General features: G+C 70.3%; 24 protein-coding genes, 1 pseudogene and 1 riboswitch. Of the genes and pseudogenes, 2 read left to right on the forward strand and 23 right to left on the reverse strand.

All coding sequences use genetic code 11. The features are described 5' to 3' along the window. Positions 1 to 34: 34 nt before the first annotated feature. The 4 genes from infB to rimP form a co-directional block, all read right to left on the reverse strand. The gene (gene infB / locus OVA15_RS06115) at positions 35 to 2,950 is read right to left on the reverse strand and encodes a translation initiation factor IF-2 (protein WP_268143763.1); all 2,916 of its coding nucleotides are present in this window, start codon (positions 2,948 to 2,950) and stop codon (positions 35 to 37) included. Positions 2,951 to 3,164: 214 nt separating this feature from the next. Next, positions 3,165 to 3,575, reverse strand: coding sequence for a YlxR family protein (locus OVA15_RS06120; RefSeq protein ID WP_006214466.1), 411 nt, complete (start codon positions 3,573 to 3,575; stop codon positions 3,165 to 3,167). A gap of 156 nt (positions 3,576 to 3,731) precedes the next feature. Beyond that, positions 3,732 to 4,718: a transcription termination factor NusA gene (nusA, locus tag OVA15_RS06125; protein ID WP_024290153.1), complete on the reverse strand. Its 987-nt coding sequence runs from the start codon at positions 4,716 to 4,718 to the stop codon at positions 3,732 to 3,734. A gap of 218 nt (positions 4,719 to 4,936) precedes the next feature. Beyond that, positions 4,937 to 5,458: a ribosome maturation factor RimP gene (rimP, locus tag OVA15_RS06130; RefSeq protein ID WP_051452692.1), complete on the reverse strand. Its 522-nt coding sequence runs from the start codon at positions 5,456 to 5,458 to the stop codon at positions 4,937 to 4,939. 234 nt (positions 5,459 to 5,692) lie between these two features. Here rimP and OVA15_RS06135 point away from each other — a divergent pair, with 234 nt between their 5' ends. Beyond that, complete coding sequence (locus OVA15_RS06135; RefSeq protein ID WP_268143765.1) at positions 5,693 to 6,418, forward strand: hypothetical protein; 726 nt, start codon at positions 5,693 to 5,695, stop codon at positions 6,416 to 6,418. Then, positions 6,415 to 6,657, forward strand: a complete 243-nt coding sequence (locus OVA15_RS06140; RefSeq protein ID WP_268143767.1) for a hypothetical protein — start codon at positions 6,415 to 6,417, stop codon at positions 6,655 to 6,657. The genes OVA15_RS06135 and OVA15_RS06140 overlap by 4 nt, the downstream gene beginning before the upstream one ends. Positions 6,658 to 6,730: 73 nt before the next feature. On the opposite strand, the gene OVA15_RS06145 is transcribed toward OVA15_RS06140, so the two are convergent. The 19 genes and pseudogenes from OVA15_RS06145 to pyrH all read right to left on the reverse strand — a co-directional run bounded on the left by OVA15_RS06145 (position 6,731) and on the right by pyrH (position 25,078). Further along, positions 6,731 to 8,530 carry a proline--tRNA ligase gene (locus OVA15_RS06145; protein WP_268143769.1) on the reverse strand — a complete coding sequence of 600 codons (1,800 nt, stop codon included), beginning with the start codon at positions 8,528 to 8,530 and terminating at the stop codon, positions 6,731 to 6,733. A 291-nt stretch (positions 8,531 to 8,821) separates the two neighbouring features. Continuing rightward, complete coding sequence (locus tag OVA15_RS06150; protein WP_024290149.1) at positions 8,822 to 9,337, reverse strand: hypothetical protein; 516 nt, start codon at positions 9,335 to 9,337, stop codon at positions 8,822 to 8,824. Positions 9,338 to 9,871: 534 nt separating this feature from the next. Next, entirely contained in the window at positions 9,872 to 10,009 is a 138-nt protein-coding gene (locus OVA15_RS06155; RefSeq protein WP_155930989.1) for a hypothetical protein, read from the reverse strand. A 2-nt stretch (positions 10,010 to 10,011) separates the two neighbouring features. Then, positions 10,012 to 10,827, reverse strand: a complete 816-nt coding sequence (locus tag OVA15_RS06160; RefSeq protein WP_024290147.1) for a hypothetical protein — start codon at positions 10,825 to 10,827, stop codon at positions 10,012 to 10,014. Positions 10,828 to 11,039: 212 nt separating this feature from the next. Beyond that, the gene (locus OVA15_RS06165; protein ID WP_268143772.1) at positions 11,040 to 11,231 is read right to left on the reverse strand and encodes a hypothetical protein; all 192 of its coding nucleotides are present in this window, start codon (positions 11,229 to 11,231) and stop codon (positions 11,040 to 11,042) included. Positions 11,232 to 11,374: 143 nt separating this feature from the next. Further along, complete coding sequence (locus tag OVA15_RS06170; protein WP_053447618.1) at positions 11,375 to 12,256, reverse strand: GNAT family N-acetyltransferase; 882 nt, start codon at positions 12,254 to 12,256, stop codon at positions 11,375 to 11,377. Continuing rightward, entirely contained in the window at positions 12,253 to 13,416 is a 1,164-nt protein-coding gene (gene ispG / locus OVA15_RS06175) for a flavodoxin-dependent (E)-4-hydroxy-3-methylbut-2-enyl-diphosphate synthase (protein ID WP_268143775.1), read from the reverse strand. Before ispG ends, OVA15_RS06170 begins: the two co-directional genes overlap by 4 nt. A gap of 106 nt (positions 13,417 to 13,522) precedes the next feature. Then, positions 13,523 to 14,873: pseudogene (locus OVA15_RS06180) on the reverse strand (M50 family metallopeptidase). Positions 14,874 to 15,056: 183 nt separating this feature from the next. Then, positions 15,057 to 15,716 (reverse strand): methionine ABC transporter permease, encoded by a 660-nt coding sequence (locus OVA15_RS06185; RefSeq protein ID WP_268143777.1) that lies wholly within the window; start codon positions 15,714 to 15,716, stop codon positions 15,057 to 15,059. Beyond that, positions 15,713 to 16,795 carry a methionine ABC transporter ATP-binding protein gene (locus OVA15_RS06190; RefSeq protein WP_268145627.1) on the reverse strand — a complete coding sequence of 361 codons (1,083 nt, stop codon included), beginning with the start codon at positions 16,793 to 16,795 and terminating at the stop codon, positions 15,713 to 15,715. Before OVA15_RS06190 ends, OVA15_RS06185 begins: the two co-directional genes overlap by 4 nt. A 35-nt stretch (positions 16,796 to 16,830) precedes the next feature. Beyond that, entirely contained in the window at positions 16,831 to 17,706 is an 876-nt protein-coding gene (locus OVA15_RS06195; RefSeq protein WP_268143778.1) for a MetQ/NlpA family ABC transporter substrate-binding protein, read from the reverse strand. Positions 17,707 to 17,805: 99 nt separating this feature from the next. Beyond that, a riboswitch (SAM riboswitch) is annotated at positions 17,806 to 17,918 on the reverse strand. Positions 17,919 to 18,027: 109 nt separating this feature from the next. Continuing rightward, positions 18,028 to 19,302: a 1-deoxy-D-xylulose-5-phosphate reductoisomerase gene (dxr, locus tag OVA15_RS06200; RefSeq protein ID WP_268143780.1), complete on the reverse strand. Its 1,275-nt coding sequence runs from the start codon at positions 19,300 to 19,302 to the stop codon at positions 18,028 to 18,030. Positions 19,303 to 19,453: 151 nt separating this feature from the next. Beyond that, positions 19,454 to 19,741 (reverse strand): GlsB/YeaQ/YmgE family stress response membrane protein, encoded by a 288-nt coding sequence (locus OVA15_RS06205; protein ID WP_029643713.1) that lies wholly within the window; start codon positions 19,739 to 19,741, stop codon positions 19,454 to 19,456. 214 nt (positions 19,742 to 19,955) lie between these two features. After that, positions 19,956 to 21,575 carry a solute symporter family protein gene (locus OVA15_RS06210; protein ID WP_268143782.1) on the reverse strand — a complete coding sequence of 540 codons (1,620 nt, stop codon included), beginning with the start codon at positions 21,573 to 21,575 and terminating at the stop codon, positions 19,956 to 19,958. A 4-nt stretch (positions 21,576 to 21,579) separates the two neighbouring features. Beyond that, the gene (locus OVA15_RS06215; protein ID WP_053448291.1) at positions 21,580 to 21,909 is read right to left on the reverse strand and encodes a DUF485 domain-containing protein; all 330 of its coding nucleotides are present in this window, start codon (positions 21,907 to 21,909) and stop codon (positions 21,580 to 21,582) included. 183 nt (positions 21,910 to 22,092) lie between these two features. Beyond that, entirely contained in the window at positions 22,093 to 22,719 is a 627-nt protein-coding gene (locus tag OVA15_RS06220; protein ID WP_268143784.1) for a DivIVA domain-containing protein, read from the reverse strand. Between the two features lie 6 nt (positions 22,720 to 22,725). Next, complete coding sequence (locus tag OVA15_RS06225) at positions 22,726 to 23,601, reverse strand: phosphatidate cytidylyltransferase (protein WP_024290136.1); 876 nt, start codon at positions 23,599 to 23,601, stop codon at positions 22,726 to 22,728. Further along, on the reverse strand, positions 23,601 to 24,158 hold the full coding sequence (frr, locus tag OVA15_RS06230; RefSeq protein WP_006214447.1) for a ribosome recycling factor: 558 nt from the start codon (positions 24,156 to 24,158) through the stop codon (positions 23,601 to 23,603). Before frr ends, OVA15_RS06225 begins: the two co-directional genes overlap by 1 nt. Positions 24,159 to 24,283: 125 nt before the next feature. Further along, positions 24,284 to 25,078, reverse strand: a complete 795-nt coding sequence (gene pyrH, locus OVA15_RS06235; protein ID WP_006214446.1) for a UMP kinase — start codon at positions 25,076 to 25,078, stop codon at positions 24,284 to 24,286. Positions 25,079 to 25,300 lie beyond the last annotated feature (222 nt).

Here is a 25,300-nt window from a genome sequence, read left to right on the forward strand (position 1 = left end):
CAGCGATGCGGGCCGCACGAGGGATCGACGACGATCAGGCGCGGGGCTTCTCCTGCATCTCCCACGTCTCGATGACGTCGCCTTCCTTGATGTCGTTGAACGACCCCAGGCCGATGCCGCACTCGTAGCCCTCGCGGACCTCGGTCGCGTCGTCCTTGAAGCGGCGCAGCGACTCGATGGTCAGGCCCTCCTTGACGACGTTGCCGTCGCGCACCAGGCGGGCCTTCGCGTTGCGGCGGATGAGCCCCTCGGTGACGTACGAGCCGGCGATCGAGCCCCACTTGGAGGACTTGAACACCTCGCGGACCTCGGCCTTGCCGAGATCCACCTCCTCGTACTCCGGCTTGAGCATGCCCTTCAGGGCCGCCTCGACGTCGTCGATGGCGTTGTAGATCACCGAGTAGAACTTCATCTCGACGCCCTCGCGGTCGGCGAGCTCGGTGACGCGCTCGGCCGGTCGGACGTTGAAGCCGATGATCACGGCGTTGTCGACCGTGGCCAGGTTGACGTCGTTCTGCGTGATCGCACCCACACCGCGGTGGATGACGCGCAGCTGGACCTCGTCCGGAGCCACCTCGATCTTCAGCAGCGAGTCCTCGAGCGCCTCGACGGCACCGGAGACATCGCCCTTGATGATGAGGTTGAGCGTGTCGATCTTGCCCTCGGCCACGACCTGGTCGAACGACTCGAGCGTGACGCGCTTGCGGCGCTTGGCCAGCAGGGCGTTGCGATCGGCCGCCTGGCGCTTCTCCGCGATCTGGCGAGCGGTGCGCTCATCCTCGGTCGCGATGAAGGTGTCGCCGGCGCGCGGCACTGTGGACAGGCCGAGCACCTGCACCGGACGGGAGGGACCTGCCTCCTCGACCGCGGCGCCGGTCTCGTCGAACATGGCGCGGACGCGGCCGTGAGCCCCGCCGGCGACGATCGAGTCGCCCACGCGCAGGGTGCCCGACTGGACCAGGACGGTGCAGACCGCGCCGCGGCCCTTGTCCAGGTTGGCCTCGATGGCCACGCCGCGGGCGTCCTTGTTCGGGTTCGCCTGCAGCTCCAGGGCGCCGTCGGCCGTCAGCACGATCGACTCGAGCAGCTCGTCGATGTTCTGGGACTGGCGGGCAGAGACGTCGACGAACATGGTGTCGCCGCCGTACTCCTCCGGCACCAGGCCGTACTCGGCCAGCTGACCGCGGATCTTCTCCGGGTTCGCCTCGGGCTTGTCGATCTTGTTGACCGCGACCACGATCGGCACGTTCGCCGCCTGGGCGTGGTTCAGGGCCTCGACCGTCTGCGGCATGACGCCGTCGTCGGCGGCCACCACGAGCAGGGCGATGTCCGTGACCTGCGCACCGCGGGCACGCATGGCGGTGAACGCCTCGTGACCCGGGGTGTCGATGAAGGTCAGCGCGCGATCCTCGCCGTCGACCTCCTGGGACACCTGGTAGGCGCCGATGTGCTGGGTGATGCCGCCGGCCTCGCCCTCGATCACGCGGGTGTTGCGGATGGCATCCAGCAGTCGGGTCTTGCCGTGGTCGACGTGGCCCATGACGGTCACGACAGGAGGACGCTTCTCGAGCTGCTCCTCGCCCTCGGCGGCCTGCTCGGCCTCGAGGTCGATGTCGAAGGACTCGAAGAGCTCGCGCTCCTCGTCCTCCGGGGAGACGATCTGGATGACGTAGCCCAGCTCGGCGCCCAGCGCCTCGAAGGTCTCCTCATCCAGCGACTGGGTCTGCGTGGCCATCTCACCGAGGTGGATGAGCACGGTGACCAGCGAGGCCGGGTTCGCGTCGATCTTCTCCGCGAAGTCCATCAGCGAGGCACCGCGGCGCAGGCGCACCACAGTATTGCCGTCGCCGTGCGGCACCGAGACGCCGCCGACCTTGGGAGCATTCATCTGCTCCAGCTCCTGGCGCTTGGCGCGCTTCGACTTGCGGCCCTTGCGCGAAGGACCGCCGCGGCCGAAAGCGCCCTGCGTGGCGCCGCGACCGCCGCGACCGGGGCCGCCGCCGGGACGGAAGCCGCCGCCCGGACCGCCGCCGGGTCCACCGGGACCGCCGCGTCGACCGCCGCCAGCACCGCCGCCGCGGGCCGGACGGGTGCCGACCGGAGCAACGTTGCTGGTGTGGCCCGGCATCATGTTCGGGCTGGGGCGCGGACCGCCCGGACGGGGGCCGCCTGCACCGGCACCCTGGCCGGGGCGCGGGGCGCCCGGACGAGGTGCACCGGGGCGAGGACCGCCCTGACCCGGACGCGGGGCGCCAGGACGGGGACCGCCCTGAGCGGCCTGGCCGGGGCGCTGCGTGCCCATGCCCTGCTGGGCGGCGAACGGGTTGTTGCCCGGACGCGGGCCGCCCTGCGAGCGGGCGGGGCGCTGCGCCCCGCCGGCCTGCTTGGGCGTGAACGGGTTGTTGCCCGGGCGGGGACCGCCCGGCTTGGGAGCCGCGCTGCCCGGCTTGGGGGCGGGCTTGCTCGGGGCCTCGGGTGCGGGAGCCTGCTCGGCCGAGGGCTTCTCGGCGGCGGGCTTCTCCGGCTGGGCCGCGGCCGGCTCGGACTCGGCGGCAGGCGCCGGCGGCGCCTGCTCAGCAGGCTTGGCCTGCTCCTCGGTCTTCTGCTCGGGCTGCGCGGTCTGACCGGCGGTCGCCGGCGTGGGAACCGACTGTCCGGGCTTCGGTGCGGAGGACGCGCCGGGCTTGGCGCCGCCTGCCGGCTTGGCACCGGTCGAGGACGGCTTGGCGGCGGGCTTGGAGGTCTCGGCCTTGGCCGAGCCCTCCTTCTCGCCCTTCTTCGCCAGCGCGGCCTTGGCCTGCGGCGACTCCTTCAGCTTCTTGGCGACCGGGGGCTCCACGGTCGAGGACGCGCCCCGGACGAACTCGCCCAGCTCCTGCAGGGTCGAGATCGCCTCCTTGGACGTCATCCCGAGCTCCTTGGCGAGCTCGTGAACTCTCTGCTTAGCCACTTCTCTCCTGTCCCGGCCCGCGCTCGTGACAGGAGGCGGACCGACTAACGGTCTGTCGGAGACCCTCCGAGTCGCTCGGACCGTAGGAGGGCATCCATTGCCGAGTGCGCTGGGGCACTCATCGTTCGGCACTCATCGGATGTCCATCAGCTTCTTGCTCGCTTCCCCATCAAGTGCATCCTGTGTCCTCAGTCCCATGCCGTGCGGGATGAGGTCATCTTCCGGCCGCAGTGCGGACTGCGGCGGTCGTGCTGGTGCTGCCGTCCCGATCGCCCTGGAGGATCTGCTCGATCAGCAGCGCCTCGTCCTGGATCGGAACGGATCGCCGGAAGGCCCGATTGAAGGCTCTCCGTCGAAGGGCCCTGTCCGCGCATTCGCGCGAAGGGTGCAGCCACGCTCCGCGACCTCCGAGCCGACGCGCGGGATCAGGAACCACGACGGGCTCCTGCTCTCCTGCGACGAGGCTCAGACGCACGAGCCGGTCCTGGCCGACGACCTCGCGGCAGCCGATGCAGGTGCGCTGCGGAACGTGTCCCACGTGTGTACGCACCTCTTCCTGCCGGATCCGCGAGGGCCGAGCGCTCCTGCTGGAGGCGGGCACGGCTGCGGCTGGACCGACGACCATCCTACTCCTCCCGGGACGCCCGCGCAGTATCGCCGCGCACAGCGCACTCCGGGCCGGCCCGAATGGCCGGAGGGATCGGGACCATCCGATGCCCGGAGGCTGCCCTCTCCCGTGCCGTCGAGCCGGGAGCAGCGGAGGCCGGGCCTCGCGATCCGCTCAGGCCTCGCGGCGCTGGCGGTCGTCCGACTCCGAGAGGATGTCGATCCGCCATCCGGTCAGCTTGGCTGCGAGGCGGGCGTTCTGCCCCTCCTTGCCGATGGCCAGCGACAGCTTGCTGTCGGGGACCACAGCGCGGGCCGAGCGGCCGCGCTCGTCGAGCACGTCCACACGCACCACGCTCGCCGGCGACAGCGCGGCGGCGATGAAGCGGGCGGGGTCGCCCGACCAGTCGACGATGTCGATGTTCTCGCCGCCGAGCTCGTTCATCACCGCGCGCACGCGGGTGCCCATCTCGCCGATGCACGCGCCCTTGGCGTTGATCCCCTGAGTGTTGGCCACGACCGCCATCTTGGTGCGGTGGCCGGCCTCGCGGGCGATCGCCATGATCTCGACGTCGCCCTGGGCGATCTCCGGGACCTCGAACTCGAAGAGGCGGCGCACCAGGTCCGGGTGGGAGCGCGACAGGGTGATCGACGGCCCCTTGGGACCGCGCTTGGCCTCCACGACGAAGGCGCGGATCCGGCTGCCGTGGGTGTACTTCTCGCCGGGAACCTGCTCGTGCGGGGGCAGGACGCCCTCCACGGTGCCCAGATCGATCTGGATCATCTGGGGGTTGCGGCCCTGCTGGATCTGCCCGGAGACGATCTCGCCCTCACGGCCCTTGAAGTGGCCCAGCACGGTGTCGTCCTCGACGTCGCGCAGCTTCTGCACGATCACGCTGCGAGCCGTGGAGGCGGCGATGCGCCCGAAGCCGGAGGGGGTGTCGTCGAACTCGCCCACCCGGTTGCCGTCCTCGTCGACCTCGGCGGCCCAGATGGTCACGCGACCGGTCTTGGTGTCCAGCTCCGCGCGGGCGTCCTTGATGGCCCCGGGCGAGCGCTGGTAGGCGAGCACGAGCGCCTGCTCGATGGTGGGGATCAGCAGATCCAGCGGGATGTCGCTCTCGCGCTCCAGCATGCGCAGGGCGCTCATATCGATGTCCATCGAGGGGCCTTTCCGGATCGAGCCGATCGGGCTCCCCGCCGCGCGAGGACCCCGAGTGCGACGACAGCGCACCGTCCGGTGGGACGGAACGCTGTTCGCGGGTCTATGACGGCGCTGCGCGGGTGCCTGCGAAGGGTGCTCGAGGCCCTCGGCGCCGCCGGTGTCAGCCAGGCAGTCTACACCGGTGCGCTCACCACCGCCCCGGCGGGACGAGCAGCTCAGTCCTCGACGCGGACCCGGGCCTGCTTGATCTGCGACAGGTCCCAGGTCTCCGGGTCCTGCAGCTTGATGGGCATGCCCTTCTTGACCTGGGTGCTGCGCTGCAGGGTGACCTGCTCGCCCTGGACCTCCAGCACGCGGGCCTCGAAGCTGCGCCCGTGCGTGGTGCGATCCACCGGCTGCACGTCCACGAGCCGGCCGATCGAGCGCCGCCAGTGCCGCGGGCGCTCCAGCGCGCGGGCGGCCCCGGGCGAGGAGACCTGGAGCTCGTAGGCGGGACCGTCGACCGGATCCGTGCGGTCGAGCTCCTCCGAGACGGCCTGCGATGCGCGGGCGATGTCCTCCATGTCGACGCCGTCGGTGCGGTCCTCCTGCAGATCGACCAGGACCTGCACGATCCGCTGGGAGCCCGAGCCCTCCACCTCGACGTCCTCCAGGAACAGGCCCTGAGCCTCGACGACGGGGCTCAGCAGCTCCTGCAGCTTGGCCGCCAGCGGGTCCTGGGCGGGGTGCTCGCTCACGATGTCCTCCTGCGTCTTGGGGTAGTCGGTGCGGGACCGGCCGCGTTCGGGCAGCTTCTCCGCATCCCGCTCCCGGCACGCGGGCCGAGTCCGAGCCGCCGAGAGCGCTTGTGCGCACGAGCGTAGCGGCTGGCTGGGACAGCCCGACCCACTGCCGCCCCCGGGTGCGACCTACCATGGGCGCACATGAGCCCGAGCGGGATGCCCCGCCTGAGCAGCAAGGAGCCTCCCGGCATGAAGCTGACCTCCCGCGGCCGAGCCGCCGCGATCGTCGCGGCGGCTCTGGTCGTGATCCTTCTGGCGGTGCTGATCTGGCGACTGGGCCCGGGGCGTCCCGCCGACGACGGGGAGATCGCCGTGGCACAGGTCTACCGGGACACCGAGCAGCTGCTGGACTCGGAGGGCCTCGACGAGCTTCCCCAGGCGCAGCAGGACGAGCTGCGAGCGGAGCTGCAGGACCAGCTCGACGCGCTGCAGCCCTCCGAGCGCGCGCTCGAGGCCGCCGACGAGCAGGGGGCGCCCGTGGGCGTGAGCCAGGCCGACTACGTCCCCGGCCTGCCAGGCGCCTTCCTGTCCAGTGCTCGGATGATCGTCCACGGCCCGTCCGCAGCGCCCGAGCAGCAGGTCGTCCTCAGCTCGATCGCCGCCCATCGCGCCGCCACGGCCCTGGAGCTCGGCGCCGATGCGAAGAAGGTCGAGCGCGCCGTCCCGAGCTCACCGGTGACGACGCCCTGCCGGCCGCGCAGGACGGCCAGGACCCGGCGCCGACGGCCGCGGGAGAGTCGCCGCATCCCGAGCTGGCCCTGGTCCGCCAGCTCGGACAGGCCAGGGACGCAGCCCGGACCTGGTCGCACCTGCCGTCCCAGCAGAGGCCGGACTCCTCAGCTTGGGCAGAGGCCCTGCTGCCGGTCCAGGACAGCGACTGGCTCGCCGCCCTCGAGCAGCGCCACCCGTCCGTGATCGACGGCTCCCCCGGCATGCCCGAGGGCTTCCGCGACGATCCGGATGCCGCCCGCGACCGGCTCATGGATCAGCTCCAGGACACCGCCCTGGCCCAGATCGCCGCGGCATCCGATCCCCAGGCCCAGGAGCTCGACTCCCCCTCCCCCGACCCCGGCACTGCAGTGCTCATGCGCCTGGCCATCGCCCGGGCGCAGGACGACCAGCCCGTGGGGCCGTTGCCCGGTCTTCAGGACTGAGGCCGCACCGCAGCAGATCGCGAAGGGGCCCGAGCCATGCGGCTCGGGCCCCTTCGTCATGGGTGCGACGGACTCAGCGGCCGATCTCGGCCAGGACCTCCGCGACGACGTCCTCGCGGCGGATCTCGCGGGAATCGCTCGTGGCCCGATCCTTGATCTCGAGCAGGCCATCGGCCAGCCCGCGGCCGATCACGAGCATGCTCGGCACGCCGAGCAGCTCGAAGTCGCCGAAGCGCACGCCCGGGGAGACCTTCTTCCGGTCGTCGAACAGCACCCTGACGCCCGCCTCCTCGAGCTGGGCGACGATCTGCTCGGCCGCCTCGGCGGCCTCCTCGCCCTTGCCCGTGGGGACCACGTGGATGTCCGCCGGGGCCAGGTGGCGCGGCCAGATGATGCCCTTGTCGTCGTGGTTCGACTCCACGAGCGCGGCCACCGCGCGGGTGACGCCGAAGCCGTAGGAGCCCATGGTCACCACGACCTGCTTGCCGTTCTGGTCCAGGACCTTCAGCCCCAGGGACTCGGCGTACTTGCGCCCGAGCTGGAACACATGGCCCATCTCGATGCCCCGAGCGGCCTCCAGCGGCCCGGAGCCGTCCGGGGCCGGGTCGCCGGGCAGCACCTCGGCGCACTCGACCGTGCCGTCCCAGGTGAAGTCGCGGCCGGCCACGAGGTCGTAGACGTGTCGGTCGGCGATGTTCGCACCGGTGAGCCAGCGCGAGCCCGGGACCACGCGGGGATCCACGTAGTAGGGCAGCCCGGTGGTCGACTTCACGCCCAGCAGCGGCTCCTCCAGGCTCAGGCCCGGACCCAGGTAGCCCCTGACGATCTGCGGGTGCTTGGCCAGATCGGCCTCCGTGGCCTGCTCGACCTCGACCTCTCCCCCGACGCCGATCAGGGCGCCGATCCCGGCCTCGACGCGCTTGAGATCCACGCCGCGATCGCCCGGCAGCCCGATGACCACGAGGCGCCGCTCGCCCTCCGGGGTGGTGACGGCGAGCACGACGTTCTTCAGCGTCTCAGCGGCCGACCAGGGGCCGTCGTCCTTGGGGTGCATCTCGTCGGAGCGCTGCACAAGGGTCTCGATGGTGGCGGAGTCCGGCGTGTGCTCCACATGCGCCTCCGGCTGGCCCTCGAGCGGCAGGGAGTCCGGCACCACGGTGGTCACGGCCTCGACGTTGGCCGCGTAGCCGCCCGGCGAGCGCACGAAGGTGTCCTCGCCGATGGGCGTGGGGTGCAGGAACTCCTCCGAGCGCGAGCCGCCCATGGCCCCCGAGGTGGCGGCGACGGCCACGACGGGCAGCCCGAGCCGGTCGAAGAGCCGGACATAGGCCTCGCGGTGCAGGCGGTAGGACTCCTCCAGGCCGGCGTCGTCGATGTCGAAGGAGTACGAGTCCTTCATGATGAACTCGCGCGAGCGGATGAGCCCGGCCCGGGGGCGGGCCTCATCGCGGTACTTGGTCTGGATCTGGTAGAGCCGCACCGGCAGGTCCTTGTACGACGAGTACAGGTCCTTGACCAGGAGGGTGAACATCTCCTCGTGCGTGGGCGCCAGCAGGTAGTCCGCGCCCTTGCGGTCCTTGAGGCGGAAGAGGTTGTCGCCGTAGTCCTCCCAGCGGCCGGTCGCCTCGTAGGGCTCGCGCGGCAGCAGGGCCGGGAAGTGGACCTCCTGGGCCCCGATCCCGGCCATCTCCTCGCGAACGATCTCCTCGACCTTCCGCAGAACGCTCAGCCCCAGCGGAAGCCATGTGTAGATCCCCGGCGCGGCTCGGCGGATGAGCCCGGCGCGGACCATCAGACGATGGCTGGCGACCTCGGCATCGACCGGGTCTTCGCGCAGGGTGCGCAGGAACAGGGAGGAGAGGCGCAGTGCCACAGGCGCTCCGTTTCACAGGTCGTCGCGTTCGGCGCCGCCGATGAGCGGCGCCCTTCCGGCGGTGCGCGGTGCCGTCAGCATTGACGTCCGGGTCCGGATCCCGCCCATCCTAGCCCCGACGGCTCGCTTCCGCGGGCGTCCGGACAGCGCGCTGTGAGGCCCCGCAGCAGCACGATCCGGGACAGGGCGGGAACGACGACGGCCCGAGGAGCACCTGGCGCTGCAGGTGCTCCTGGGGCCGTCGAGCCGGTGCGGCTCCCGTCAGGGGCCGGACGCTGCGGAGGCTGCGACTCAGCCCTCGGAGAGGGCGGTCGCGACCTCCTCGAGCAGCGCGGCATTGTCCGGGGCGGGATCGCCCTCGATCTGCCCCGTGTCGACCACCGTGATCACGGTGTTGCCATAGGCCATTCCGGCGGTGGAGATGGACTCGCCCTCGATCTCCACGGTGGCCTCGTAGGCGCTGTCGGCACCCTCGACCTCGAGATCCGAGGTGGACAGCTCAGCGGATTCGGAGGTGCCGTCCGCAGTGACCTCGACCTCGCCGCAGCCATCGGCGGCGTCGCGGTCGGCCTGCAGGGCGTCCTCTGCGGCGGCGGCGTCATCGAAGGTCTCGGCCGAGACCATCAGGGAGCCCTCCTGATCCACAGCCAGGACGCCGTCCGTGTCATGGACTCCGCCCAGCAGGGCGTTCAGGAACGGGTCCTGGCAGCTGGCGGGCGAGACGGCGAAGTCCTCCCCGAAAGCCTCCAGCAGATCTTCCTCAGGATCGGTGCCGGTGGAGGCGAGCTGGTCGGCGGTGATCGCCATGAGCTGGGCGCCGTTGATCTGCGTGGACAGGCTGCTGAGCAGGTCGGAGTTCGAGAGGTCCTCCGGGGCCTCGCCGGAAGCGGCAGAGCTCGAGGAGGAGTCCGAGGACTCGGATTCGTCCTCGGAGGCCGATGCGTCGTCCGAGGCGGACTCGTCCTCCGAGGCCGACTCGTCGTCCGACGACTCCTCGTCGGTGGACTCGAACTCTCCTCCGAGGCCTCGGTCGTCTCCTCGGGGGCGCTCGACTCGGGGGCCGAGCTCTCCTCGGAGGACGACGAGCTGTCGTCCCCGCCCTCGTCGTCGGTGGACTGGACGCAGCCGGTCAGCGCGAGCGCCGCGATGGCGGTGCCGGCGAAGAGGGCGCGGAAGCGAAGCTGTGCTGCCATGGGGGTTCCAGCCTTTCGTGGGTCCGGACGACGAGCGCCGGAGGCGAGCTCAAGGATGCGGGATCTGCCCGACGAGGCGCCGCTATGACGGATGACACCTCATGGGATCACTATCGCACATTCGCGCACGCGCGTCGGCAATGTTTCTTCAGCGCCGCGCCCCTCGCTCACCCCGCAGCCTCTGCTCCACCTGGCCGTCGACATCCGAGCTGCGCACCGTCCGCTCGACGACGGCCGCACCCGCAAGCGTCGCGCGGGTGCGGCCGTCGTGCTGCGGAGCCGTCACGGTCAGGACTCCGAGTCGGAGGCCTCCGCAGATGCCTCATCCGAGGCGCCCTCCGACGGCTCGGCCGGACCCTCGACGAAGGTGGGTGCGATCTCCTCGAGCATCGAGGTGTAGTCGGTCGGCTCGGCGCTCTCCTCACCGCCCATGCCCGCGCTGGGATCCGAGATCGAGATGACGACGTTGCCGACGCTCATCATGGCGGTCGAGGTCGTGCTGGTCTGCCCCTGGGCCTCGACCTCGGCGTCCTGCGAGATGGCCGCGCCGGCACCCTCCACATCGATCTCCTCGGTGGTGGTCTTGATCCCCATCTCCTCGCCCATGAGGGTCATGGTGACGTCGCCGCAGTCCTTGTAGGCATCGCGCAGGCCGTTGACGTGGTCGTCGGCCGCCTCCTTGGAGTCCATGGGGTAGGCCGTGATGGAGACGCCGTCGGCAGTGGCGCCCATGACCGAGTCCTCCATGACGTCCTCGAGCATGCCGCCCGTCAGCTGCCCCAGGAGCGGATCCTGGCACTCGGCCGGATCGATCTCGGCCTCCTCGAGGATGCCCTCCATCATGGAGATGCCCTCCTGGCTCATGTCCTCGCCCACGGCATCTGCCGCCGGAGTGACATTCGACAGCTCCTCGCCGTCGACCGTGGAGGCCGCCAGCGTGGACTCGACCTGCTCGGTCGTGTAGTCGGTGGGAGCCTCAGGCGCGGCGCTCTCCTCGCCGCCCGAGGAGTCGTCTCCCCCGCCGCCGCCGGCGCAGCCGGTGAGGGCGAGTGCGGCGATGGCGGTGCCTGCGAAGAGAGTGCGGAAGCGAAGCGATGCTGCCATGGGAGGTCCCAGCCTTTCGACGGCTCCGGGCGACGAGCGCCGGAGAAGAGCTTCATGGATGCGGGCGACGGCCGCCCTGAGGTGCGTGTGATGCACGCCACCTCATGTTGATAACTATCGCACACGCAACAGCCCCCGCCGGAATGTTTCGCCGGCGGGGGCTGTATGACTTCGAAAGGAAAAGCGTCGAGGCGGCTGCCCCGTCCTCGGGATCAGGACTGCGAGGCGGTCTCGAACAGGGACTGCATGCCCTCGAGACCATCCTTGGTCTCCTGGCTCTGCGAGCTGCTGAGGCTGGAGACATCGGGGATGGACTCGCCGCCGCCCTGGCCGCATCCGGTGAGGGCGAGCGCCGCGATGGCGGTGCCCGCGAAGAGGGTGCGGAAGCGCAGCTGCTGGGCCATGGTGTGAGGGCCTTTCGCAGGCTCGCCGTTCGGCGGGTGCGCTCGGGAAGGCAGACGAGCGAGTCGGGACGAGCTGCTCGGCGCCGAATGCCGGAAGCAACAAAAACTATTGTGAACCTGCCGCGCGAACCGGCACTCCGGCCTCAGAAGAGCACGGTCGCGAAGGTCCCGTGCCGCTGGAATCCCACCCGCTCGTACGTCCGCAGCGCGGCGGTGTTGTAGTCGTTGACGTAGAGGCTCACGGCCTGGAAGCGCTGCAGCGCCTGCTCCACGACGGCGGCCATGCAGGGAGCCGCCAGCCCCCTGCCCCGCAGCTCGGGGCGCACCCACACGCCCTGGATCTGGCAGACATCGCCCGCCGCGGCGCCGAGATCCGCCTTGAAGTCCACCCGACCGTCGCGCATCAGCACGAAGGTGCGCTGCCGGGCCAGCAGCTGCTGGACGCGGCGGACATAGGACTCCCTGCCCTCCACGTACGGGGAGAAACCGACCTCCTCCTCGAACATGGCCGCACTGGCCGGCAGCACGGCTTCGATCTCGCCGGGACGCCCCAGGCGCACCTCGGGATGCCCTTCGATCGCAGGGGCCTGATCGATGCTCAGCAGCGGCTGGCACTGCCGGATGGCGAACGGCTCGCGCCAGCGGCGCTGCACCGCTGCCCATAGCGCCAGGACGTCGTCGCGGGGGCCGAAGAAGGAGGCTCGGGCCTGGCGCGCGCCGACCAGGTGCGCGCCGACGGCCTCCGCCCCTCCCTCCCCCAGATGGACGGGGACCACGTTGGAGCCGACCCAGCAGGCGCCCGAGAGCTCGAGCGAGCGCCCCGCTGCGCCGGGGCGGGGACGATGACCGCGTGCGAGTCCGACGACCGGCTGCGTCGCGCGGGAGGGCACGTCGCGCAGCTGCGCCACGTGCTCGGCGACGAACACTGAGGAGATCGGATCCTGTCCGAGGAGCCGGTCGAGCTCCGAGCGCGGAACGGCGTGGGGCGGGACGAGCCGCGTCTGCGCGTTCGAGAAGAGCTTCACCCGACGGTGACGGTGGGCGAGGCGCCGGACTCCTCGTCCTCCTCCAGGCCCATCTCCTCTGCGACGCGGTTGGCCTCGGCGATCAGGGTCTCCACGATCTGATCCTCCGGGACGGTGCGGATGACCTCGCCCTTCACGAAGATCTGGCCCTTGCCGTTGCCGGAGGCCACGCCCAGATCGGCCTCGCGCGCCTCACCGGGACCGTTGACGACGCAGCCCATGACGGCCACCCGCAGCGGCACCGTCAGGTCCTTGAGCCCCTCGGTGACGTCGTCGGCCAGCTTGTAGACATCCACCTGGGCCCGCCCGCACGACGGGCAGGAGACGATCTCGAGCTTCTTGGGACGCAGGCCCAGCGACTGCAGGATCTGGGCGCCGACCTTGACCTCCTCGACCGGAGGAGCCGACAGCGAGACGCGGATCGTGTCGCCGATGCCCTGGGAGAGCAGGGCGCCGAAGGCCGTGGCGGACTTGATGGTGCCCTGGAACGCCGGACCGGCCTCCGTCACGCCCAGGTGGAGGGGCCAGTCGCCGCGCTCGGCCAGCAGCTGGTAGGCGCGCACCATGGTCACGGGGTCGTTGTGCTTGACCGAGATCTTGAAGTCGTGGAAGTCGTGCTCCTCGAACAGCGAGGCCTCCCACTGCGCGGACTCGGCCAGCGCTTCCGGGGTGGCCTTGCCGTACTTCTCCATGAGGCGCCTGTCGAGCGAGCCCGCGTTCACGCCGATGCGGATCGAGACGCCGGCGTCCTTGGCCGCACGGGCGATCTCGCCGACCTGGTCGTCGAACTTGCGGATGTTGCCCGGATTCACACGCACTCCGGCGCAGCCTGCGTCGATCGCGGCGAAGACGTACTTGGGCTGGAAGTGGATGTCCGCGATCACCGGGATCGGGGACTTCATGGCGATGATCGGCAGCGCGTCGGCGTCGTCCTGGGAAGGGCAGGCCACGCGCACGATGTCACAGCCGGCGGCGTTGAGCTCGGCGATCTGCTGCAGCGTGCCGTTGATGTCGGTGGTGGGCGTGGTGGTCATGGACTGCACGCTCACCGGGGAGTCCGAGCCCACACCCACCGAGCCCACGCGGATCTGCCGGGTCTTGCGGCGAGGCGAGAGGACGGGAAGGGGTGCGGCGGGCATGCCCAGGCTGACCGGACTCACAGTTGGCTCCTGATTGCGTCGAGGATGGATCGGCCTCCATTGTGCCCCAGCGGTCAACCCGGTTCGTCCGCGGAGTGAGCCACGGCTCATGCCTGACTGCGGCGCCTCAGAGCAGCTGCACCGGCTCAATCAGATCTGCCAGCACCAGCACGGCGGTCATCCCGAGCATGGCCAGCGAGACGGCGTAGGTCATCGGCAGCAGCCGCAGCGGATCGAACGGCCCGGGGTCCCTGCGGCCCAGCACGCGCGGCGGTGCGGCGGATCCGCTCCCACAGCGCACCGGCGATGTGCCCGCCGTCCAAGGGCAGCAGCGGGATGAGGTTGAAGGCGAACAGGGCCAGGTTCACCGACCCCACCAGCCCCACCAGGGTGGCGGTCTTCTCCCGCAGCTCGAGCTGATCCGTGCTGGCGACCTCACCGGAGATCCGCCCCACGCCCACGACGGACATGGGCCCCTCCGGGTCGCGCGGGGCGTCCGTGAAGGTCGACACGGCCACGTTCCACACGTTGACCGGCAGCCGGATGAGCCCGCCGGCCACGCGCTCCAGACCGTTCAGCACCTCCCCCGGCACCGCGCTGATCGGCTGCGGGGTCAGCTCGGTGAGCGATGAGGCACCGATGAATCCCACGTCCTGCATGACGTAGCGCCCGTCCTCCACGATCGGGGCACCGGTGGAGTCGACGGCCGGACGCGAGGTCTCCACCGGAGTGATCGTGGTCGAAGCGCGCTCGCCGTCGCGGTCGTAGACGACCTCGATCGGCTGGCCGGCCCCCTCCCGGACGATCTCGGTGAGCTCGTCCCAGGACTCGACCCGGCTGCCGCCCAGGGACACGACGACATCTCCGGGGCGCAGCCCCGCCGCGTGCGCCGGAGCCGCGGGGTCGTCCTGCGCGCACTCCCCCTCGGAGGCCGGTGCGGACTGGGAGGCGGCGGCCGGGTCCACGGCCTGCACGCAGCGGCTCACCGTGGCCAGCGTGGTGGTGGGCTGCTGGGAGCCGAAGCCCGTGACGAGCACCGTGATGCACACGATCGCGATCAGCAGGTTCATGATCGGCCCGCCGAGCATGATCACGATGCGCTTCCACACCGGCAGGCGATAGAAGGCCCGGTCCTCGTCCCCCGGCAGCAGCTCGGCCGCTGCCACGGATCGGGTCTGCGACGTCATCTGCTGCATGACCCCGGTGGAGTCCACGCCGGCTCGGTGGCCGGCCACCGGCGGATACATGCCGACCATGGCCACGTAGCCGCCCAGGGGGACGGCCTTGATCCCGTACTCCGTCTCCCCGCGCACCCGCGAGAACAGCGTGGGCCCGAAGCCCACCATGTACTGCATCACCCGCACCCGGAACAGCTTGGCGGGCAGCAGGTGCCCCACCTCGTGCAGGGCGATCGAGGCGATGAGGGCCAGGGCTGCCAGCAGGACGCCGAGGACGAAGATCAGGACGGTCACGCGCATATCCCACCACACCGGCAGGACGGCACAGCGGTTGCCTCGCCCTTGGGCTTCCGTGGGCTTCGCCCGTCGTCGTGGTCCCTCAGGACGGGGCCCGGGGAAGGATGAGGATCACGACGACGGGCGCGGGTCCGGCTCCCCTGGAGGAAGCCGGGCCCGCGCCCGTGAGGCGGTGCCGCTGACGGGTCAGCGGCGCATGATCCTGCGCGCCATGGCGTTGCCGACGAACTGCACGGCCTGCACCAGGACGATGATGACCGCGACCGCAGCCCAGGTGACCTCGTCGTTGAAGCGCTGGTAGCCCAGCCGCAGCGCGAAGTCGCCCAGACCGCCAGCGCCGATGGCACCGGCCATGGCGGACATGTCGGTCACACCGATGACCAGGAACGTGTAACCGAGCACCAGAGGGCCCAGGGCCTCCGGCAGGATCACCGTGGTGATGATCCGGAACCGCGAGACGCCCATGGAGCGAGCCGCCTCGATCACACCGGGATCCACCGACATGAGGTTCTGCTCGACGATGCGCGCGACCGCGAACAGCGCGGCGATCGTCATGGCGAAGATCGCGGCGTTCTGCCCGAGCCTGGTCCCGATCACCGTCTCCGTCAGCGGGCCGAGGGCCGCCAGCAGGATGATGAACGGGATCGGCCGCACGAAGTTCACGATCAGGTTGATCGCGGTGTTCAGCGGGCGGTTCGCATAGATGCCGCCCGGACGCGTGACGTACAGCGCGACGCCGAAGACGAGGCCCAGGAAGCCCGCGATGATCATGGTCACCACGACCATGTAGAGGGTCTCGCCGATGGACGTCAGCAGCTGGGGGCCGAGAACGGACCAGTTGGTCATGCCGACACCTCCTTCACGGTCGTTGCCTCTGCAAGCCGGGCGATCGTGTCCTCCACGGCCTGGGGATCACCCAGCAGCTCGACGGTCAGGGAGCCGAAGGACTGCTCCTGCAGCACCGACACCCCGCCGAACACGATCCTGAAGGCCACGCCACGCTCAGCGGCGGCGCGGCTGAGCACCGTGCCGACGTCGACGCCCTCGCGGATCTCCAGGACCACCAGGCGGCCGTCGTGGTGCGCGCGCAGGTGCGCGAGCTCCTCGGCGTCCGGCTCGGCGTGGACGACGGTGGAGACGAAGCGACGGGTCGTGGGCGACTGCCCGGCCGAGAAGATCTGGGCCGTGGGGCCCATCTCGACCACGCGTCCACTGTCCATGACCGCGACGCGATCGGCGATCGAGCGCACCACGTCCATCTCGTGGGTGATCAGCACGACCGTGATCCCGAACTCCCGGTTGGCCCGGCGCAGCAGCGCCAGCACCTCCTGGGTGGTCTCCGGGTCCAGTGCGGAGGTGGACTCGTCGGCCAGCAGGATCTTGGGGTTGGCAGCCAGCGCCCGGGCGATTCCCACGCGCTGCTTCTGCCCGCCCGAGAGCTGCTCGGGGTAGTTGCCCGCCCGCTCGGAGAGCCCGACGAACTCGAGCAGCTCCTTCACGCGCGCCCTGCGATCGGCTGCCGACCAGCCCGCCTGCTTCAGCGGGTACTCGACGTTGCCGGCCACGGAGCGCGACGTGAACAGGTTGAACTGCTGGAAGATCATGCCGATGTCGCGACGGATCGGGGCCAGCTGATTCTCGGTGCGGCCGTCGACCCGGCGGCCGTCGACCTCGACGACGCCGGAGGTCACCGGCTCCAGGCCGTTGATCAGGCGCACGAGCGTGGACTTGCCGGCGCCCGAGTAGCCGATCACGCCGAAGATCTCGCCTCGGCGGATGTCGAGGGTGACGTCGTCGACTGCGGTCACGTCCCGCTTGGTCCTGCCCTTGCCCGTGGTGAAGGACTTGGTGACGCCGTCGAAGCGCACGATCGCCTCGGTCTCGGGCCCGGGCCGACGCCGCTGCGTGTCAGCGGCGTCGGCCACCGGCTCGCTGTCGGGGTGGAACTGCTCGGCCGGGGTCACTTCTGGAGGTCCTCCTCGTAATCGGAGAGGACCTGCTCCAGCTCCTCCTGCGAGAGGTCCATGGTCACCGCGGTGCCCTTGCTGTCCTCCTTCTCGGCCTCCTCGACCTCCGGGGTGTGGAAGAGATCGGCGACCTTGTGGAGGGTCTCGTCGTCCTTGTTGGCCTCGGTGGTGGCGAACAGGTTCACGTACGGACGGGCGTTCTCGTTCTCGGCGCCGTCGGAGGCCAGGGCCGAATCGGGATCGATGTCGCCGCGGGCCAGGAAGTCGTTGTTGATGACGGAGCCGGCCACGGACTCCAGGGACAGCACGGTCTGCTCGGCCGAGACCGGGGTGACGGAGACCTTCGAGGCCTCGGTGTCGATGTCCGACTCGGTCGGGGCGGTGGTGTCCGAGGTGAACTCGACCAGGCCGTTGGCCTGCAGCAGCAGCAGCGCGCGCGACTGGTTGATCGAGTCGTTGGGGATGGCGATCTCGTCGCCGTCCTGGATGTCCTCGAGCGACTCGTACTTGTTGGAGTACAGGCCCAGCGGGTAGATCGAGGTCGAGGCGATCGGGGTGACGGTCTCCCCGGAGCTGTTGTTGTAGTCCGCCAGGTACGCGATGTGCTGGAACCAGTTCATGTCGACGTCGCCGGAGACGGTCGCCGGGTTGACCTGGCTGTACTCGGAGAGCTCGACCAGCTCGACGGTGATGCCCTCCTCCTCGGCCTTCTCCACGAGGGCCTCGTTCACGGGGGTGGTGCCGACGACGCCGATCTTGATGACCCCGTCGTCGTAGGGGGCCTCATCGGAGTCGCCGCCGCCGCAGCCGGCGAGGGTCAGGCCGAGGACTGTGGTCACGGCCAGGGCGGAGAGACGGTGTGCGCGCATGGGAGGGGTTGCCTTTCGTTCAGCGAGCTGTCCGATCCCATCGGGGTGACCGGCGGCGCTGAACGTCAGGCGTGCGCATCGATGCTGCGCACGAACCCAAATCCGTGCTTGCCGCGGTGCGGAACCGGAGCCGGATGGTCATCTGGGGCACCCCACCACGGTGAGAGGGTTGCCGTCCGGCCAGCCAGAGCTTCGCGCCGGATCTCGTCATCCGGCGCAGATCCTAGCATCTGAGTCCGGTGCGGGCGAGCCCCCCACGAGGCCTGGCACCGGCTCTGGCTCAGGCACCGATTGCACGTCGGCCGCGTCCCGAAGGCCGGCTCATCGACGCCTCTGCCTCACCAGCTCATCAGCGCGGGAGCGAGCCCAGGCCTCGGCTGCCAGCACCGATTCGAGGCTCAGCTCGTCGATGGGCTCATGCTCCCGCACGACTTCGGCCACGAGCTCGACGATCTCCAGGAAGCCCAGGCGCCCGGCGTGGAAGGCCAGGACCGCCTGCTCGTTCGCGGCGTTGAACACGGCAGGGCCGGTGGGCCCGGAAGCCGCCGCCTCCTTGAGCAGACGCACCGCTGGGAAGGCCTCCTCATCCAGCGGCTCGAAGCTCCAGGTCGCCGCCTGAGTCCAGTCGCACGGCGAGGCGGCGCCCGGGACCCGATGCGGCCAGCCGAGGCCCAGCGCGATCGGCAGGCGCATGTCCGGCGGGGAGGCCTGAGCCATGGTGGAGCCGTCCACGAACTGCACCATCGAGTGCACGACGGACTGCGGGTGCACCACCACGTCGATGCGCTCCAAGGGGATGTCGAAGAGCAGGTGGGCCTCGAGGACCTCGAGGGCCTTGTTGACCATGGTCGAGGAGTTCGTGGTCACCATCAGCCCCATGTCCCAGGTGGGATGGGCCAGGGCGTCCTGCGGGCGCACGTCCCGCAGGGAATCGCGCGAGCGCCCGCGGAAGGGCCCGCCGGAGGCCGTCAGCACGAGCCGATCGACCTCTGCCGACGCGCCGCTGCGCAGCGCCTGGGCCAGGGCTGAGTGCTCGGAGTCCACGGGGATCAGCGGGTCGTCGTGCGGGGAGGCCTGCGCGGCCCGGCGCACCAGCTCACCGCCGGCGATCAGCGACTCCTTGTTGGCCAGGGCCAGCAGCTTGCCGGCCTCCAGGGCGGCAAGGGTGGGGGCCAGCCCGATCGAGCCGGTGATGCCGTTGAGGACGAGATCGGCCTCCGGCGCTCGCGCCGCCTGCACGGCGGCCTTCGATCCCGCGAGGATCTGCGGGGAATAGTCCTCCCCCAGCGCCAGGACCCGCGAGGCGATCATGCGCTCGAGCAGCGCCGCGTCCTGGACATCGCCGGACGTCGCCACGAGCGGGGCCCGGGTCTCGACGGCCTGCTCCGCAAGCAGCTCGAGGTTCGACGAGCCGGCCGCCAGGGCCACCACCCGGAATGGGGCCTGCTGATCGGCCGACGCCGCGGCGGTGCGCACGACGTCGAGCGCCTGCGTGCCGATGGAGCCGGTCGAGCCCAGGATGCAGATGCGGCGCTGGGACTCGGCCCACAGGGGAGCCTCGGGGGCGGGACGCTGTTCGCTGGAGATCTCGGACATGGCTCCAGTATGCCGACCTGCCTCCAGCGCTGCCGGAGCGCGTTGGACGCGCCCCCCCTTCCGCGCACGCCCCCTGGCCGGGAGGAGACGAAGCGCCCCGCCCCTCTCGACGAGGGACGGGGCGCTTGCAGGTGCTGCGGAACGCGTCGGCTCAGCGCTCGACGGCACCGCCGCGGCTGCCCTTGGTGAGGGCGCCGTAGATGAACAGCACGACGAGCGCACCGATGATGGCGAGCACGATCGAGCCGATGGACAGGGTGCTGCCGGCCTGGTGCAGGCCCGGGATGACCATGGCGATCAGGCCGCCGACGAAGGCGCCGACGATGCCCAGGATGATGGTCATCACGATGCCGCCGCCCTGCTTGCCGGGCATGATGAGCTTGGCGATGGCGCCGGCGATGATGCCGAGGACCAACCAGGCGATGATGGATCCGATCATGGTGCTTCTCCTCTTCCGGGACGCCAGTGCGACGTCCTTGAACTGGGGGTCGAGTGCTCAGGCTGCTGAGCATCTACTTCAGAGTAGCCCCTGAGCGGCTCGGGGCGAGCATCCTCGCCCCGAGCCGCTGAGGCGTCTCTCACACTTCTCTCAGATGCACTTGTGCATCGAATCGCCCCAGGTCAGCCCCGAGATGATCCGAGAGCCGCGCAGCTCAGTGATCGACCGGGGGCTCGGCCCCGACTCCCGTCATGGAGCGGACCTCCATCTCGGCCTGCTTCTCGCGGTTCTCGCGGCGGCGCTCCGTGAGCGAGCCGATGATGGCCAGCAGGAAGCCGACCGGGATCGAGACGATGCCCGGGTTGGTCAGCGGAAACCAGGCGAAGTCGGCGCTGGCGATCATGGAGGTCTCCGCCCCGGACATCACCGGGGAGAAGATGATCAGCACGACCGCGGTGATCAGGCCGCCGTACATGGACCACACCGCGCCGCGGGTGGTGAAGCGCTTCCAGTACAGCGAGAACAGGATCGTGGGCAGGTTCGCCGAGGCTGCGACCGCGAAGGCCAGGGCCACCAGGAAGGCGACGTTCTGCCCCTGCGCACCGATCCCGCCCAGGACGGCCACGACGCCGATCACGACCACGGTGATCTTGCCGACCCGCAGCTCGTCCTTGCCGGTGGCCTTGCCCTTCTTGATCACGTTGCCGTAGATGTCGTGGGCGAACGACGCCGATGCCGTGATGGCCAGACCCGCCACGACCGCCAGGATCGTGGCGAAGGCGACGGCTGCGATGAACCCGAGCAGCAGGGATCCGCCGAGCTCGTAGGCCAGCAGCGGCGCCGCCGAGTTCACTCCGCCCGGAGCCGCCGCGATGCGGTCGGCGCCGATCAGGGCCGCGGCCGCATAGCCGAGCACCAGGGTGAAGAGGTAGAAGGTGCCGATCAGCACGATGGCCCAGACCACCGACTTGCGGGCCTCCTTGGCCGTGGGGACCGTGTAGAAGCGCATCAGCACGTGGGGCAGGCCCGCCGCGCCGAGCACCAGGGCCAGGCCGAGGGAGACGAAGTCGAGCTTGGTGACCTCGCTGAGCCCGTAGCGCAGCCCGGGCTCCAGGATCGCGTGGTCGCCTGCGGTGTCCACGGCTCCCCCGAGCAGGCCGGAGAAGCTGAAGCCGAACAGCGCCAGTGCCCACACCGTCATGACCGCCACGCCGGCGACCAGCAGGCAGGCCTTGATGATCTGCACCCACGTGGTGCCCTTCATGCCGCCGATCAGCACGTAGGCGATCATCAGGACGCCCACGGCCAGGATCACCACGGACTGCCCGGTGCGGGAGGTCACCCCCAGCAGCAGGGACACGAGCGCACCCGCGCCTGCCATCTGCGCCAGGAGGTAGAAGAGCGTGACGCTGAGAGTGGAGATCGATGCCGCCATGCGCACGGGGGTCTGGCGCAGGCGGAAGGACAGGACGTCCGCCATCGTGAACTTGCCCGTGTTGCGCAGCGGCTCGGCGATCAGCAGCAGAGCCACGAGCCAGGCCACGAAGAACCCGATCGAGTACAGGAAGCCGTCGTAGCCCTGCACGGCGATCGCGCCCACGATGCCGAGGAACGACGCCGCCGAGAGGTAGTCGCCGGCGATCGCCAGGCCGTTCTGGGTGCCGGTGAAGGAGCGGCCTCCGGCGAAGTAGTCGGCCGCGCTCTGCGTGGACTTCGAGGCGCGGATGACGACGACCAGGGTCACCGCCACGAAGGCCAGGAAGATCGACATGTTGATCCAGGGCGATCCGACCGTGCTCGAGGAGGTCTCCGCCAGGGAGATCTGGGGGCTCATGGGTTCAGGCCTCCTGTCCGGTGCTGCGGGAGCGGGAGGCGAAGTCGCCGGCCTCGAGATCGGCGCGGATGTCCTGCGCCTGGCTGTCGAGGTTCTTGTTCGCGAAGACCACGTAGGCCGCGGTGATGCCGAAGGTCGTCACGAACTGCAGCAGGCCCAGGATCACTCCGAGGTTCACGTTGCCGAGCACCTCGCGGCCCATGAAGGACGGCGCGTAGATGGACAGCAGGACGTAGAGGAAGAACCAGACGAGGAAGAACACGGTCATGGGGAACACGAAGCGGCGGTGCGTGCTGCGCAGGGACTGGAACTGAGGCGAAGCCTGGGCCGCCATGAAGTCCTCTGCCGTCGGCTCCGCGATGCGGGGCTGGTCGGTCACGGGGATCCTCTCGATGAAGAGTCGACGTGAGCTCTGTTACTCACAGGTGTGACACACACCATAATCAGCGATCTTCAAGGTTGAGGGCGCCACTCCGAGAAATGGCATCGAGTTGCCAAGACTTCCCCCGGCCGGCGCTCAGTCCAGGATCAGCACCAGGTCCACGAGGGCGTCCAGGAAGGCATCGACCTGGTTCTCCTCGTACACGTCATGGCCGTAGGCGGGGTCGAACACCGCGCGGCGGATCATGTCGGCATCCGGGGCCTGCTGGCGATCGATCTCGGTGAGCACCGTCTCGCACAGCTCATCGACCTGTCGGGCGCTGTAGCCACGGGTCGAGGCCGACGACGGGGCGCGGAAGCGGTGTCCGCTCGGACGGCGGAGCCGGCCGTAGATCTGCTCGAGCCGGCGGTCCATGCCGTCGTCCCAGGCCTGGGGGCCGTCCTCCGCCTGACGGCGCCGGGCATGGGCTGCGGCCGCACGGTCCTCGAGCCGGTCGATCGCCGCGTCGACCTCGGCGGGGATGTAGCCGCCGCGCTGACGCCGGAAGGTCGCGGTGCGCAGCGTCTCGGGCTCGGGAAGCACGCTGTCGTCAGGCTCGTCATCCCCGGGGCCCGAGCCGAGCAGCGGGAGCAGCAAGGCGTCGACGTCGGCGACGCGGTAGCCCCACGAGCGCGAGGCGACCCGCCCCAGGCCCAGGCCCTCCTGCGGCGCCTGTGCGCCTGCGGTCCCCTCGGCGTCAGGGGTGTCGGCTGCGGTGCTCATGACGGATCAGCCTCCTTGGCCGAGCCTGCCGACCGCGACCAGCAGCTCGAAGACCACGTAGCCCACCGGGATCGCGAAGAGGATCGAGTCGATGCGGTCCATGACCCCGCCGTGGCCGGGAAGGAGGTCGCCCATGTCCTTCACCCCGAGCTCGCGCTTGACCATGGACTCGGAGAAGTCGCCGAGTGCGGAGACGATGACGAGGAAGAAGGCCAGGACGGTGCTGTGCCACCAGGGGACGTCGAGCATGAGCGCGCCCAGCACCGTGCCGAGGATGAGGGAGCCCAGCATGGACCCGGCGAAGCCCTCCCAGGTCTTCTTGGGGCTGATCCGCGGTGCCATGGGGTGCTTGCCCCACAGCACGCCGGCGATGTATCCGAAGGTGTCGTTGCCGACCGCCATGAGGATCACGAGCAGGACCTTGGCGGGGCCCTCCGGGGTGTGGAACAGCAGGACCGCCAGCGAGATCAGCAGGCCCGCCCAGGTCACCGCGAACAGCGACGACATCACGGACAGGACCATGCCGTCGGTCCGCCCGAAGACGCGGCAGAGGATCACGACGGTGCAGACCAGGATCAGCGCGATGATCAGCGCCTCGGACCCGCCGACGAAGGCGGCCAGCGGCAGCACGGCCGCGCCCACGGCGGCGGGAGCGCGAGGCACCTTGATGCCGCCGCGGGCCAGGGCGCCGCAGACCTCCCACACGCCCAGGCCCGCGGCCGCGGCGGCCAGGAGGGCGACCACCGGCGGCACCAGGAACAGGCCGACGAGGAGCACGACGATCAGCCCCGCGCCCACTCCGATCGCGGCAGGCAGATTGCGGCCTGCGCGGGAGGTCCTCTGGGCGGGGGCGGACGACGGCTCTTCGACGACGGTGGGCATCAGACCTTCAGCAGCTCTGCTTCCTTGTTCTTGGCCGCGGTGTCGATCTGCTCCGAGGCCTTCTTGGTCAGGGCGTCGAGCTCCTTCTCGGCGCGCTTGCCCTCGTCCTCGCCGATCTCCCCGTCCTTGACGAGCTTCTCGATGGCCTCCTTGGCCGTGCGGCGGATGCTGCGCACCGAGATGCGGCCGTCCTCGGCCTTCGAGTGCACGATCTTGACGTAGTCGCGGCGGCGCTCCTCCGTCAGCTCCGGCATGACCACGCGGATCACGTTGCCGTCGTTGGCCGGGTTGGCGCCGACGTCCGAGTTGCGCAGCGCCTTCTCGATCTCCCCCAGGGCGGAGCGGTCGTAGGGCGTGATGAGCAGCGTGCGGGCCTCCGGGTTCTGAAAGGACGCCAGCTGGTTCAGCGGCGTGGGGGCGCCGTAGTACTCGACCGTCACGTTGGCGAACAGGGAGGGGTTCGCCCGTCCGGTGCGGATGGCGGCGAACTCGTCAGCGGCGTGCGCGACGGCCTTGTCCATGCCGGTCTTGGCTTCGTTGTGGATCTCGTCGATCACTTCAAGCTCCTTGCGTGGTCTGCGGGATCGGTGCGAGGTCCGGACCGATCAGGTGGGCAGCGCGGCTGCGGGCACTGAGGCCCAGTCTAGCGAGGCGAGTGCACACGCCGCGGGACGACGGCGGCTCAGACGGTGATGAGGGTGCCCATGTCCTCGCCCAGGATCGCGCGCGTGACGCTGCCCTCGCCCTGCATGCCGAACACGCGCATGGACACGTTGTTGTCCCGGCACAGCGAGAACGCGGTCTGATCCATCACGCGGATGTTGCGGGTGATGGCCTCGTCGTAGGTCAGCGACTCCAGGCGCACCGCCGAGGGGTCCACGTTGGGGTCGGCGGTGTAGACGCCGTCCACGCCGTTCTTGCCCATCAGGACCTCGTCGGCCTCGATCTCCAGGGCGCGCTGGGCGGCGACGGTGTCCGTGGAGAAGTAGGGCAGGCCGGCTCCGGCGCCGAAGATCACCACGCGGTCCTTCTCCATGTGCCGGATCGCCCGCCGCGGGATGTAGGCCTCTGCGACCTGCTCCATGGAGATGGCCGACTGGACGCGGGTGTCCACGCCGCACTGCTCCAGGAAGTCCTGCAGCGCCAGGCAGTTCATCACGGTGCCGAGCATGCCCATGTAGTCGGCGCGCGAGCGGTCCATGCCTGCCTGGGAGAGCTCTGCCCCGCGGAAGAAGTTGCCTCCGCCGACGACGATCGAGGTCTCGACCTGTCCGACCGTGGCGGCGATCTGCTCGGCGATGTTGCGCACCACCGAGGTGTCCACGCCCACGCGGCCGCCGCCGAACACCTCGCCGGAGAGCTTCAGCAGGATGCGGCGACGCTGCCCTCGCTCCCCCGGGCTCGTGGCCGAGCGATCGGTCTCGCGACCTGCGCGCAGCGCTCCGTCGCGGATCTCCGAGGGGGTGGTGGTGGGCATGGTGCCTCCTGGCAGTCGCTGACGTGCCCCGCGGCGATGGGCGAGGCCGCGGGCGCCGCGGCCGTGTCACGGCCGCTGGGCACGGACCAGCATAGCGGCCAGCTCGGATCTGCTCTGCGGCACGGACCGGGCTCTCCCTGCACGGCGAGCTCGGTCGACGGGAAGCAACGGCGCAGACCAGGCCGGAGGCAGGCTCCGCAGACGACGGAGCGCCCCCGCCCG

The organism is Kocuria sp. SL71, assembly GCF_026672465.1.
In the GTDB taxonomy this organism is placed as follows: domain Bacteria; phylum Actinomycetota; class Actinomycetes; order Actinomycetales; family Micrococcaceae; genus Kocuria; species Kocuria palustris.